Here is a 12,984-nt window from a genome sequence, read left to right as displayed (position 1 = left end):
ACCTAAATTTAGCAAATACTACAGCTAGCTGATAGCTGGACTTTAGTCTCAAAAATACTAAGGTCATTATTGGCAGAGATTTTGATAAAGAAGACCTGATCTTTCAATAGACTCAATTGAATAAGGCGGCTCAAAAGCACCTTCATCGGTCATCTTCATCTGCTCAGCCTTGGCACAGTCTAATCCGTAGTATTGGCTTTCTAAGCGATCAAGGTGTTCTTGGTGCATTTCAAAATAAATATACTTCACCAAACGCTCACCATTTATTTTTACTTCAATTTTGCTACCGTCGATAAACGAGAAATAGTTAACAGCTGGATAGAGATAACTCCAAGGACGAAAAAAATCACTGCCACGTTTTTCTTCTAAAATAATTGCCCGTTCAGGCAGTTGCCCTAATTTAAAGTCATACCAAGCGTAATTATAATAAGCCTGATAACCCAACATACCTAGACCTGCAGCAACAGGAATAATCCACTTAGGCAGCCTATTTTTGCTTAATTTTCTTAACATAAAAGCAAAAGCACCCAAAACAAAACCGGTAATAAAAACTGCAAGTAGCTGCCAAATCATTTTTCTTCCTCTAAATAAAAGTGGGCCTCCTTACGGAAGCCCACTGAACTTAAAACTTATTTATCTTGTTGCCAAGTTAAATTGTATTGTTTTAAGGATAACGCACGCTTTCAACCATTTTCTGAATTTCTTCAGAAGGTTCTTCAGTTGCGTAAGAAACACCTATGGCAACTATAAAGTTAATTAGTGCACCAATACAACCTACAGATAGAGGAGAAATACCCATTACCCAGAACTCAGGTAAGTTTGGATAGGTATTAGTACCCGGAATGAAGAACCAGCCTAGGTAGGTGAAGATATAGCCAACGGTGAAGAAAGAACCCGCTAACATACCTGATACCGCACCTTTAGCATTAATACGCTTGAAGAAGATACCCATCATCAACACAGGGAAGATTGAAGAGGCTGCCATACCAAATGCAAGCGCTACCGTTTGTGCCGCAAAACCAGGCGGATTCAAACCTAGCCAAGTTGCGATTAAGATAGCACCCACCATCGACAAACGAGCCGCCAACATTTCTGTTTTATCCGATATTTCTGGATAGAGGGTGTTTTTTATCAAGTCATGACTTACCGCAGACGAGATAGCTAAGAGCAGACCTGATGCAGTTGATAGTGCTGCTGCTATACCACCGGCAGCAATCAAACCGATAACCCAACCTGGCAAGTTCGCAATTTCAGGTGCAGCCAATACTAAGATATCGTTGTTAACATATAGCTCGTTACCAGCCCAGCCTTTTTCATTGGCTACATTTTCAACAAACGCAGGGTTTTTGTCGTTGTATAGCTGAATAAGACCGTCGTTATTTTTATCTTCAAACTTAATTAAACCTGTTTCTTCCCACTTCTTGAACCATTCAGCACGGTTTTCATACTCAAGCGCAGGCTGATCAGCACCCTGTGGGAAAATATTGGTTACTAAAGTTAAACGAGTCATTGCAGCTAAAGGTGGTGCAGTAGTATAGAAAAGTGCGATAAATACTAATGCCCAACCAGCAGACCAACGTGCATCAGCTACTTTAGGTACGGTGAAGAAACGAATAATAACGTGAGGTAAACCAGCAGTACCTACCATTAGCGTTAGGGTGAACAAGAACATATTCCACTTGTTAGAAACATCAGCGGTATAGTCTTGGAAACCTAATTCACGTACAACTTGGTTTAACTTTTCTAGTAAAGGGATACCTGACTCAGTATGAGTACCAATAAAGCCTAGCTGCGGCAAGATGTGGCCAGTTAGTTGCAAAGAGATGAATACAGTAGGAATGGTGAAAGCAAGGATTAGTACAACGTACTGAGCTACCTGAGTGTAGGTAACGCCTTTCATACCACCAAGTACTGCATAGAAGAATACAACGATAGATGAAATGATTAGACCTGTTGTGCTGCTTACTTCTAGGAAGCGAGCAAAGGCAACACCAGCACCCGTCATCTGACCAATAACGTAGGTTAGAGAAACAACAAGCAGAGCAACAACTGCAACTAAACGAGCAGCTTTACTATCAAAACGTGAGCCAACAAAATCTGGCACAGTGTATTTAGCAAAACGGCGTAGGTAAGGCGCAAGTAATACGGCAAGTAACACATAGCCACCTGTCCAACCCATAATGAACGATGAGTTAAAGTAACCTTGTGAAATAAGACCCGTTACTGAAATAAAGGAAGCCGCAGACAACCAGTCAGCTGCAGTAGCCATACCATTCATTACTGGTGGAACTTCGCCGCCTGCAATATAGAATTCTTTTGTTGATTTAGCGCGAGCCCAGATAGCTATCCAGGTATAGAGGGCAAAAGAACCACCCACAAACAACATATTGATCGTAAACTGACTCATTCTTAGTCCTCCAAGCCGAATTCTTTATCCAGCTTATTCATTCTAATTGCATAAAAGAAGATTAAGCCTAAGAAGGTTAGAATTGCGCCCTGCTGAGCAAACCAAAAGCCCATGTCAGCACCACCGATCATTACATTCATTAGGTAAGGTCTTAGTAAAATACCAAACCCGTAAGAAACAGTAGCCCAAGTGATTAAAACTCCGATAATCAGGCGCAAGTTAGCCGCCCAATATTGGTGATCTCTTTCAGAAATCTCACCCTTTGTTTTTTTTTCATCCACCATATTTACTCTCCGCTTTATTTTTATTTAGAGATGAGGAATTCCAGTCCGTCAAAAAATCCCTAGCACGCATTCTGCAAAAATAATGTTACAAATAAACCCCCGACCTTAGTCTTAACAAAACGAAACCCACTAGCAATAAACCAAAATAGACTTACAAATCATATAGTTAAATGTCAACTAGGTAGTTAGGCAGTTACTATTTAGTTGGTTATTTTTACCTAAGTCTAATACTAGCTAGCAGCGAGTCTTTCCCTTATTAACAATAAGTGCTTTGAAACCACCTGATTTTAAAAGCAAACTTACGCATAATGCACTTTACCTCCTGTTGATATAGAGAAGAATGCACCATGTTTGCTGGCTGGCAACTTATTTTATTTTCACTTGCATACCTACTAGTACTTTTTACCATTGCTTGGCAAGGTGATCGCGTAGCACGTAAACATTATCAAGCACGAAGCCGACCTTGGATTTATAGCCTAGCTTTAACTGTTTACTGCACTTCTTGGACTTTTTACGGGGCTGTTGGTCAAGCGACCGGCGGTGGTTGGTTATATTTAAGTATTTTTATCGGCCCAATTCTTACTTACTTGTTTGCTTGGCCACTGGTTCGTAAAATATTTCGTGTCAGTAAAGCCAATAACTTAACCTCTATAGCCGACTTTATTGCCTCGCGTTACGGCAAGTGGCAGCCTTTGGCCATTATGGTAACGATCTTTGCACTGGTAGGCACATTACCTTACATAGCCTTGCAACTGAAAGCCGTCACTATGGCTTATGACGTATTAACCTACTTTCCACAGCCTTTGCCTACTAAAAACAATTTAACACCGATTTTATCTGATACTGCTTTTTTCGTTGCGCTAGTGCTAGCCATTTTTATTATCCTTTTTGGTACACGCCACATTGATGCAACCGAACATCACGAAGGTTTATTACGTGCCATCGCTTTTGAATCCTTAATTAAACTTTTTGCTTTTTTAACCGTGGGTGCTTTTGTTACTTGGCAGGTTTTTGGTGGTTTTGGCGATTTAATCCATAAAGCAGAATTTTTTCGACCGCTTGAATCACAATTAAATACTGCCAATTTTACGCAAGGCTTTATTGCCCAAACGCTATTGGCTATGCTGGCAATTATTCTGCTGCCACGTATGTTCCACGTCACTGTGGTTGAAAATGCTCACCGTAACGATGCGCGCTATGCACGCTGGTTTTTACCCTTATATTTAATTTTATTTGCACTTTTTGTGATGCCTATTGCTGCTGCAGGATTAATTACTTTTCCTGATGGCAGCGTTGAACCCGATACTTTTGTACTAACACTACCGCTTGCATTTAATCATGGCTGGCTGGCTTTGCTTGCCTACATTGGTGGGTTTTCAGCTGCTACCAGTATGGCAATTATGGCAACAGTTGCGGTTAGCATCATGGTATCTAATGAAATTGTTATTCCTGCTTTATTAAAATACCGCTGGAATAACAACAGTTCACACCAAAGTTTTGGGCGTTTTGTACTACGTACTCGCCGCTTAACCATGCTCACTATTATGCTACTTGCCTACTTAACTTATCGTACCATTGCAGAATTCAACTCCCTTGCGGCAACCGGCTTTCTAGCCTTTGCTGCCATTGGACAAATTGCACCAGCAGCTTTAGGTGGCATTATTTGGAAAGGTGGCAATCGTTGGGGTGCAGCAGCAGGGCTAATGGTTGGTGGTATTTTTTGGTTTTATACCCTTTTATTACCCAGCTTAGGTATGGCGGAAATTGTTAGCAGCCAGCTCTTAAACAATGGTCCTTGGGGCATTACTTGGCTAAGGCCAACAAGCTTGTTTGGCTTATCAAGTGAAGGTTTTTTCACACAGGGTGTCTTTTGGAGCCTTGGCAGTAATCTAGCTGTTTACATTCTAATTTCCCGCCTCACACCGCAACGCATGATTGACCGTATTCAAGCCTCAACTTTTGTCGATAATCTTGAAATCAAACCTGTTAAAACTTCACGGTTATGGAAAGGTTCTACAAAACTAGGCGATTTGCGTAACCTAGCAGAAAGGTTTTTAGGCACTGAAAGTGTTCAAAAAGCATTTAGCGACTATGCTCATAAACGCAATCAAGCGCCTTTAAAAAATGAAGACCCCGCCAGTATTGAGCTCATTCAGTTTACGGAACGCTTATTAGCCGGTGTCTTAGGTGCATCGTCAGCACGCATTGTGATGAGTTCGGCATTACAGGGTAAAGAAATTAAAATCTCGGATGTCATTTCTATCGTTGATGAAGCTTCACAAGTTTTAGAGTTTAACCGTAGTTTATTACAGTCAACCATAGAAAATCTGTCCCAAGGCATTAGCGTTGTCGACCAACACCTCAACTTTGTTATTTGGAACCAGCGCTACTTAGAAATGTTTAACTTTCCTGATAACTTTATTCGCGTTGGACGACCTGCATTAGACATATTTCGTTATAACGCCGAACGTGGAGAATACGGCCCCGGTGATCCTGAAACTCACGTACAACAACTACTAGACAATATTCGTGAAGGCGAATCACATCGCTATGTTCGTTATCGAAAAAATGGTTCAGTATTAGAAATACAAGGCAACCCTATGCCCGGCGGTGGTTTTGTATATAGCTACCAAGATATAACACAACAAAAAGAAATTGAAGAAGCGCTGATTCAATCAGAAAACAATATACGTATTTACACCGATAATGTACCCGCGTTGATTGCCTACTTTGATACCAACCTTAACTACCTATTTACCAACCGTGCTTATGAAAAAGCGATGGGCATTGACCGTAATTACGTAATTGGTAAAGCCGTTTATAACGTGATGAGCAAAGCTGACTATGAACAACGCAGCCCTTTTGTTCGCGCAGCCTTGGCTGGTAAACGCCAAACATTTGAATTAGAGCTACCTGGAAATTTTCGATATGCTTTAGTCACTTATACACCACACCTAGCAGAAACAGGTGAAGTATTAGGTTTTTTTGCACTTTATCAAGACATTACTGAGCGGCGTTTAATTGAGATAGCACTGCAAGAAACCAATGAGAACTTAGAGGAGCGGGTGAAAGAGCGTACTTTAGCTTTGTTAGAATTAAACAGTGTACTGTTCAAAGAAAACCAAGTAAGAGCCAAAGCAGAAGAAGATATGCGCGTTGCTAAACAGCAAGCTGAAGAAGCCAACACCTCTAAAACGCGCTTCTTAGCGGCGGCTAGCCATGATTTATTACAGCCACTCAATGCCGCTCGGCTGTTTACTTCAGCGTTAGCTAATCAGGTACAAGAGCCTGAATTACAAAAAACCACCAGCCATATCGACAACTCACTTAAAGCAGCGGAAGAACTACTTAGCACGCTACTTGATATTTCTAAGTTAGATGCTGGCGCGTTGCTGCCTAAAATTAGTGACTTTCCGATTAGTGAAATTTTAGAGCCATTAAAAGCAGAGTTTAGTGTCATGGCAGCTAACCGCGAACTTGATTTGCATCGCATAAAAACTAAAGCTTGGGTCAGAAGTGATCCACAAATGCTGCGCCGTATATTACAAAATTTTCTATCCAATGCGTTGCGTTACACCGGAGAAGGTCGTGTCTTGATTGGTTGCCGTCATTTTAAAGAGGCACTACGCATTGAAGTTTGGGACACAGGCCCTGGTATACCTGAAAGCCGTATTAGTGAAATTTTTCAAGAGTTTAGACGCTTAGATACACCTGATAAACACAACGAAAAAGGTTTGGGTTTAGGTTTATCTATCGCAGATAGAATGTCTAAAGTACTTAATCATCCCATTAAAGTACGCAGTATTTATGGTAAAGGCACGGTTTTTTCAGTAACCGTTCCTAAGGTTATTGCCCAAAAATATAGCAGCAATTTTCTACCTGGAAAACGCAGTTTTAACACCCTAGAAAATTTGAGTATTTTATGCATTGATAACGAACCCTTAATTTTAGAAGGTATGCAAGCATTACTGGAAGGCTGGAAATGCCAAGTTGCTATAGCAGAAGATCAACAGCAGGCCCTAGAAGTCATTAATCAACAATCAATTACCGAACGCACCGAAATTTTCTTAGCCGATTACCACCTAAATAATAACAAAACAGGCGTTATGGCATTAAAAGCACTAGAAGAGGATTTAGACGAAAAAATTAGCGGTATTATTATTACTGCCGATAGAACCGATGAAATAGCCAATGAAGTTAGCGATGCAGGCTTTTTAATATTACACAAACCAGTAAAGCCAGCAGCACTCAGGGCAATGATTACACGCTTGCTACAGACGCGTAAACGCCTGCAAGCAAGGTAAAATAAAGCAAGAAAGGTAAAACAACATTAAAAGCAACGTTAATTCGTTACTCTAGGTGCCTCAACGTCTAAACGCTTAGCAGCTATAACGGCTTGTGTGCGTGAATGCACGCCCAACTTACGCAAAATGGCCGTAACGTGTGCTTTAATGGTTGCTTCAGAAACATCTAACTCATAAGCGATTTGTTTATTTAACAAACCTTCGGTGAGCATATTTAAAACGCGAAACTGCTGGGGTGTTAGTGAGGATAAGGCATCGGCAAAACGCGCCTCTTCTTCGCTAATTTCATCCATGTGACCGATCATTTCAGGTGGAATCCAAACTTCACCTTCAATGACTTGGCGTATCGCTGCTGCAATGGTATCTAAAGATGAAGATTTAGGAATAAAACCTGAAGCGCCATAGTCGATTGCACGACGAATAACGCTATTTTCTTCACTTCCAGAAACAACCACCACTGGAATACCCGGATTAACCCCACGTAAAAATACTAAGCCAGAAAAGCCATGCGCTCCAGGCATATGCAAATCTAACAGGATTAAATCAGCATCAGGATGCTCTGCAACGGCATGATGAACCGCTTCAAGCGTATCGGCCTCAACAATCTCAGCGTCACTCAAAGCCTGACGAACTGCTTGCTGTAAAGCGGCACGAAATAAAGGATGATCGTCCGCAACAATGATTTTTTGGCGTAAAGCCATTCACTAACCTCCCGTTCAGCAGTAAAAAACCTTTGGCATTATTATATTCCTACCTTGAATAATCAAGAAGCAATCGAACTTAGCTTTATGTTATATCATAAAAAAACCCCGCCTAAGCGAGGTAAAAGTCATGCCTAATTATTTCTTAATGATTAATCATTATTTAGCTAAACGGTTTTCAATTAAATCATCAACGACAGATGGATCAGCTAGCGTACTGGTATCGCCTAAACCATCCGTTTCGTTAGCAGCAATTTTACGCAAAATACGACGCATAATTTTACCCGAACGTGTTTTTGGTAAACCCGCTGAGAATTGAATTAAGTCTGGTGAAGCAATCGGGCCTATTTCTTTACGTACCCACTTAATCAATTCTTTTTTCAGGTCATCACTGGCTTCAATCCCCTCATTTAGGGTGACATAAACATAAATACCCTGACCTTTAAGATCGTGTGGATAACCAACAACCGCTGCTTCAGCAACAGCAGGGTGAGCAACCATCGCAGATTCAACTTCAGCTGTACCCATACGGTGACCAGAAACATTGATAACATCATCAACACGACCCGTAATCCAATACATACCATCGGCATCACGACGGCAGCCATCACCTGTAAAATACATACCTTGATAAGTAGTAAAGTAGGTTTGCACAAAGCGCTCGTGATCGCCCCAGATAGAACGACCCTGCCCCGGCCAAGAGTTAATAATAACCAAATTACCTTCAGTTGCACCTTCTAAAATCTTACCTTCAGCATCAACCAAAGCAGGTTGTACGCCAAAGAAAGGAATTGATGCTGAACCCGGTTTAAGATCGGTGACACCGGCTAATGGTGCAATCAAAATACCGCCCGTTTCTGTCTGCCACCAAGTATCAATAATCGGGCAGTTACTATTACCCATAATACGGTAGTACCACTCCCAAGCCTCGGGATTAATGGGCTCGCCCACCGACGCTAACAAGCGAATACTGCTACGTGTTGAACTATCCATTACGCTATCACCCTGCGCCATTAATGCGCGTACAGCAGTGGGTGCAGTATAAAAAATATTAACCTGATGCTTATCACAAACCTGACCAAAACGGCCGTAATCTGGATAGCTAGGTACACCTTCAAACATTAACGTAGTACCGCCATTGGCAAGCGGGCCATAAACGATATAAGTGTGACCAGTAATCCAGCCAACATCAGCAGTACACCAGTAAACTTCACCAGGTTTATAGTCAAAAATATACTGGTGAGTCATGGCTGCATAAACCATATAGCCACCGGTGGTATGCTTCAAGCCTTTAGGTGCGCCTGTTGAACCCGATGTGAATAGAATAAATAAAGGATCTTCAGCGTTCATTTCTTCAATAGGGCACTCATCGGCACAATCAGCCACTAAATCATGCCACCAAACATCACGACCTTCATGCCAATCAACATGACCGCCCGTACGCTTTAGGACAACAACGTGCTCTACCGTTTTTACATTAGGATTGGTCAAACCTTCATCAACGTTCTCTTTTAATGGAACGTGCTTGCCGCCACGAAAGCCTTCGTCTGAAGTAATAACAACACGAGAAGCCGACTCAACCACACGGCTGGCAATGGCATCAGGCGAGAAACCACCAAAAATAACCGAGTGAACTGCACCAATACGCGCACAAGCCAGCATAGCAATCGCGGCTTCAGGTACCATTGGCATATAAAGTGTAACAACTTCACCTTTTTTAACGCCTAGCTTTTTTAAGCCATTCGCAAAACGGCAAACTTCGTGATAAAGCTCACGGTAAGTGATTTTTTTATCTTCATTCGGGCTATCACCTTCCCAAATAATAGCCACTTGGTCGCCTCTTTTTTCAAGGTGGCGATCAAGGCAGTTATAAGAAGCATTCAGAGTGCCATCTTCGTACCAACGAATATCAACATTATGAGAATCAAAACTAGTATTTTTAACTTTAGTGTAAGGTTTAATCCAATCTATACGCTTTCCTTGCTCCCCCCAAAAAGTATCTGGACTTTCAATGGATTCCTTGTACATAACAGCATATTGTTCTTTATTAATCCATGCGTTTGCTGCTAGTTCCGGTGTTACTGGATAGACTTTTTGTTGTTCGGTCATCAGACTCTGCCCCTGTGCCTAGGTGAATTTATTTTTATCGTGAGTTACTGTGCTAAGTTATACATTGCTAATACCACCCAATAACATTAGACCTTGGTAGCAATAAAAAACCCTTTAAAATCAACAAGATAAAAACCAATACTTGTCAGTCATACTTTAGATAGGCTTGTATCTAGCGTTAAAAAGTACAAATGGCTTTTACAATGCAAGCAAATATAACGCCGTCCACCCATTATCCAGTTGTGTCTTTTTAGGGTCAAAGTGTGCTTTTTTCCTTCACAAGCACAGGTATAAACATAATTCATTTTGGCAGAGCGCTTGACATCAAAGCGATGCGTTCTTGACGGTGTTAATTGAAAGACTTGCTGCATAATTTGTTGCCATTCAATACCATGCGGTCTAATACCACGGCCATAAAGCGCCCAAGCTAATAAATGCGCGACTTCATGCGGTACGACTTCTTTTAAAAAAGTGTCTTTATTTTCTTGCAATAACACCGCATTAAAACGCAACCGATTTTTTTGTAATTCAGCAATGCCCGCACTACGACCGCGAAGATTAAGAAGAACTTCCGGTCTTTGGAAAGATTTAAGGTAGTATTGTTCAGCAAGGGCATAACAGCTCAATACATTAGCGCGTAATTCTAAACCCAAGTCGCTTTGTAGCGATAAATTGAACGATGTTTGCACACTTAATCCTTAGAGGCAGTAATGAATCAAGATAATGAACTACCCCAAATGTTACTCAATGACGATCAGTTAGAGCAACTCGATGAATTGCTAGAATTTTTTTATAGCGAAGAAGAAGATGCTGATTTATTTGTTACGCTGGGCTACGTTACTGCACAGGCATTGCAGCCTGCTGAATTTAATGCAACTGACTGGCTAAAAAAGCTCATAAGCAAACCCGTTATCGGTGCCGAAGGCGAACAACTAAACAACCTTCTTACGCTAGCGGCTAAAACAGCACGCCAAGGTTTTTACCAAGGTGGCGGTATTGAGCTGCCTTTTGATTTGGAAATGGAAACCGAAGATGATGAAGACGAAATAACCGACTGGTGTGCAGGTTTTATGCAGGCTGTTTTTGAGCAAGAAGACACTTGGTTTGCGACTAATGAACACGCCATTGCTGAGTTATTAATTCCCATTATGGCTTTATCAGGACTGTTTGCTGACGAAGAAGAATTCATTGAAATAGAAGAAGACCCGCAACTAATGGGGCAACTAGCAAAACAATTACCCGACCTACTGCTGGATATTTACTGCCAGATAAACGCACCTGAAGAAAAACCTAAAACCAAACCGTTAATAGGTAAACTTAAAAACAACCGTCGCCGTTAATTAAATCATTATGATGAAAAAATTAGCCTTGCAAGGAGCGCAAGGCATAAATATCAAAGCGATTCGCTTTACCCACTAAACTAAAAGTCGGTTTTTTACCGGCTAATTCTGGAGCTTTTCGTGGACGTTTAACCACAACACGATGACTGGCTAAATCTAAAGCTTGCGCTAACAATAAACCCGCATCTAAATCTTTCCCCACTAAATCACGAAAAAACTGCATTTGCTTTTTAACCGCCGCATTTTTTTCACCGCTGGGAAACATAGGATCTAAATAAACAACCTGTGGTTCAAAATCCGCTTTTAAAGCCAAGGCTGCCATAGCCTGTGTCGAATCACCAGCTAATAGCTTAAAGCGTGCCTGTAACCATGATAGGCTTTTGTCATCAGCAACCCGCCGCAAAGCATCTTGTACCAAAGCCGCGACCCAAGGATGACGTTCAATACCCAGCACTTGGCAATTCAAAGAAGCCAAGACCACGGCATCGGTTGCCAAGCCCAAAGTTGCATCTAAAATGCGTGGTGAAACACCCGGTTTTAATCCACAAGCCTTGGCTAAAGCCTGCCCACGACCACCGCCTTGCTGTAAACGATGCGCCATAGCACCTGCAGAAAAATCAACCCGAACAGGATGAGTGCTGGGTAAGTCAGCATGAGCCAACCCCAAACCTTGGTCATCATAGACAAGATAAAGCCCCATCGAAGGCGCAGCCGCTGCCAAAGGCAAATTAAGCTGTTCACTCCAATAGTTGGCTAAGGGAAACTGTTCAGAAGATACTAGCACGGTACTTTATTCATTCGTTTTATGATCCATTGATTTCGTTACACATAAATATCAATGCGCTGCCATTCAAAACGTCCTTGCTGCGCCACCGCCCAATAACCCCTTAACGCTTTACGTGCAGCAGCAGAAAGCGCTCCTTCATTAAAATTAAAGGCTTCGCCTGCAGCAATGTATTCAGTGTCTAATACGGGCTCTAAACGAGAAAGGGGACTTTGATGAGTAGAAGTGTTGCGTTGCTCTTGTTCATCATTAATAGCATTAGGCTTGCGATTACGTCGCTTAGTCGCCAAAGGCAAATGCGTAAGTAAAGGACCCTGAATGTGCATAAATTAGTTAGCCATTAACTGCCGTGAGTCACATTATCACGCAAATAAATAGGCACAGCGTCTGCTGCATCTAATAACGCATTTTGCTGCCAAGCCTTGTGAGCTAAATGCACGATTGCTTTTGCTGAAGGCAAAATATCAGGCCGTTGCTGGCTTAATCTAGTGGTAACCGCAGCCGCTAACCGATCAGCATAGCAAGCACCAGAACCAATCAAAGCCCAGTCAGCCATTGTGCTATCAGCCATAGCATAGATTGCAGGTAAGCTGACGGCTTCAGGGGCATTTAATTGCTCTGCCATTAAAGCCACGGGCCAACCTTGTTCAGCCTGCCAAGCGCACCAATACACTTCGTCCATACGCGCATCTAACAGGGTTAGTACTTTGCTAACCGGCGGCTGATTAGTATGGGTACAATTGATAGCAGACCAAGCCATTGCTTCGAGTGTAGACACAGGAATTACGGGGCGATCCAAGGCTAAAGCTAAACCTTGAATACTGGCAGCGGCAATACGCAACCCCGTAAAAGAACCCGGTCCACGCCCAAAAGCTAGCGCATCAACTTGGCTTAACTCGATACCGGCTTTATTCAACAAACCTTTAATTTGTGGTAACAAAGCTTGGGCTTGCTGACGAGGCAGCAGCTGAAAATCTTCCAGCACTTCACCATCTTGCCAAATGGCAACCGATCCTGCTTCGGTTGACGTATCTAAAGCCAGTATGCAAGTCATT

The 12,984-nt window shown here is 42.0% G+C and carries 11 protein-coding genes; 2 read left to right on the top strand and 9 right to left on the bottom strand.

Annotated features, from left to right (window positions below; genetic code table 11):
- Positions 1 to 66: 66 nt before the first annotated feature.
- The 3 genes from VJY63_RS03175 to VJY63_RS03165 all read right to left on the bottom strand — a co-directional run bounded on the left by VJY63_RS03175 (position 67) and on the right by VJY63_RS03165 (position 2,691).
- Positions 67 to 573, bottom strand: coding sequence for a hypothetical protein (locus VJY63_RS03175; RefSeq protein WP_324048290.1), 507 nt, complete (start codon positions 571 to 573; stop codon positions 67 to 69).
- A 91-nt stretch (positions 574 to 664) separates the two neighbouring features.
- Positions 665 to 2,407: a sodium:solute symporter family protein gene (locus VJY63_RS03170; protein WP_324048289.1), complete on the bottom strand. Its 1,743-nt coding sequence runs from the start codon at positions 2,405 to 2,407 to the stop codon at positions 665 to 667.
- Between the two features lie 2 nt (positions 2,408 to 2,409).
- The gene (locus tag VJY63_RS03165; protein WP_324048288.1) at positions 2,410 to 2,691 is read right to left on the bottom strand and encodes a DUF4212 domain-containing protein; all 282 of its coding nucleotides are present in this window, start codon (positions 2,689 to 2,691) and stop codon (positions 2,410 to 2,412) included.
- 347 nt (positions 2,692 to 3,038) lie between these two features.
- Between VJY63_RS03165 and VJY63_RS03160 the strand changes: the two genes are divergently transcribed.
- Positions 3,039 to 6,995, top strand: a complete 3,957-nt coding sequence (locus tag VJY63_RS03160; RefSeq protein WP_324048287.1) for a NahK/ErcS family hybrid sensor histidine kinase/response regulator — start codon at positions 3,039 to 3,041, stop codon at positions 6,993 to 6,995.
- A 38-nt stretch (positions 6,996 to 7,033) separates the two neighbouring features.
- On the opposite strand, the gene VJY63_RS03155 is transcribed toward VJY63_RS03160, so the two are convergent.
- The 3 genes from VJY63_RS03155 to VJY63_RS03145 form a co-directional block, all read right to left on the bottom strand.
- Positions 7,034 to 7,696 (bottom strand): response regulator transcription factor, encoded by a 663-nt coding sequence (locus VJY63_RS03155; protein ID WP_324048286.1) that lies wholly within the window; start codon positions 7,694 to 7,696, stop codon positions 7,034 to 7,036.
- 159 nt (positions 7,697 to 7,855) lie between these two features.
- Positions 7,856 to 9,805 carry an acetate--CoA ligase gene (acs, locus tag VJY63_RS03150; protein WP_324048285.1) on the bottom strand — a complete coding sequence of 650 codons (1,950 nt, stop codon included), beginning with the start codon at positions 9,803 to 9,805 and terminating at the stop codon, positions 7,856 to 7,858.
- A gap of 149 nt (positions 9,806 to 9,954) precedes the next feature.
- Positions 9,955 to 10,494, bottom strand: coding sequence for a SprT family zinc-dependent metalloprotease (locus VJY63_RS03145; protein WP_324048284.1), 540 nt, complete (start codon positions 10,492 to 10,494; stop codon positions 9,955 to 9,957).
- Between the two features lie 21 nt (positions 10,495 to 10,515).
- Here VJY63_RS03145 and VJY63_RS03140 point away from each other — a divergent pair, with 21 nt between their 5' ends.
- Entirely contained in the window at positions 10,516 to 11,145 is a 630-nt protein-coding gene (locus tag VJY63_RS03140; protein WP_324048283.1) for a YecA family protein, read from the top strand.
- A 22-nt stretch (positions 11,146 to 11,167) separates the two neighbouring features.
- Here VJY63_RS03140 and VJY63_RS03135 read toward each other — a convergent pair whose 3' ends face one another.
- The 3 genes from VJY63_RS03135 to tsaB form a co-directional block, all read right to left on the bottom strand.
- Entirely contained in the window at positions 11,168 to 11,845 is a 678-nt protein-coding gene (locus VJY63_RS03135) for a class I SAM-dependent methyltransferase (protein WP_414674807.1), read from the bottom strand.
- Positions 11,846 to 11,967: 122 nt separating this feature from the next.
- Complete coding sequence (locus tag VJY63_RS03130) at positions 11,968 to 12,255, bottom strand: hypothetical protein (RefSeq protein WP_324048281.1); 288 nt, start codon at positions 12,253 to 12,255, stop codon at positions 11,968 to 11,970.
- 14 nt (positions 12,256 to 12,269) lie between these two features.
- Positions 12,270 to 12,983 (bottom strand): tRNA (adenosine(37)-N6)-threonylcarbamoyltransferase complex dimerization subunit type 1 TsaB, encoded by a 714-nt coding sequence (gene tsaB / locus VJY63_RS03125; protein ID WP_324048280.1) that lies wholly within the window; start codon positions 12,981 to 12,983, stop codon positions 12,270 to 12,272.
- Between the last annotated feature and the right edge of the window lies 1 nt (position 12,984).

It is taken from the genome of Marinospirillum sp. (assembly GCF_035271045.1).
Classification (GTDB): domain Bacteria; phylum Pseudomonadota; class Gammaproteobacteria; order Pseudomonadales; family Halomonadaceae; genus Marinospirillum.
The sequence above is the reverse complement of the archived record's forward strand: the minus strand, read 5'-3'. Positions and strand labels throughout refer to the sequence as shown.

Coding starts and splice junctions, on each gene's coding strand:
- VJY63_RS03175 (WP_324048290.1), bottom strand. CDS start 573: ATGATTTGGCAGCTACTTGCAGTTTTTATTACCGGTTTTGTTTTGGGT.
- VJY63_RS03170 (WP_324048289.1), bottom strand. CDS start 2,407: ATGAGTCAGTTTACGATCAATATGTTGTTTGTGGGTGGTTCTTTTGCC.
- VJY63_RS03165 (WP_324048288.1), bottom strand. CDS start 2,691: ATGGTGGATGAAAAAAAAACAAAGGGTGAGATTTCTGAAAGAGATCAC.
- VJY63_RS03160 (WP_324048287.1), top strand. CDS start 3,039: ATGTTTGCTGGCTGGCAACTTATTTTATTTTCACTTGCATACCTACTA.
- VJY63_RS03155 (WP_324048286.1), bottom strand. CDS start 7,696: ATGGCTTTACGCCAAAAAATCATTGTTGCGGACGATCATCCTTTATTT.
- acs (WP_324048285.1), bottom strand. CDS start 9,805: ATGACCGAACAACAAAAAGTCTATCCAGTAACACCGGAACTAGCAGCA.
- VJY63_RS03140 (WP_324048283.1), top strand. CDS start 10,516: ATGAATCAAGATAATGAACTACCCCAAATGTTACTCAATGACGATCAG.
- VJY63_RS03135 (WP_414674807.1), bottom strand. CDS start 11,845: ATGGGGCTTTATCTTGTCTATGATGACCAAGGTTTGGGGTTGGCTCAT.
- VJY63_RS03130 (WP_324048281.1), bottom strand. CDS start 12,255: ATGCACATTCAGGGTCCTTTACTTACGCATTTGCCTTTGGCGACTAAG.
- tsaB (WP_324048280.1), bottom strand. CDS start 12,983: ATGACTTGCATACTGGCTTTAGATACGTCAACCGAAGCAGGATCGGTT.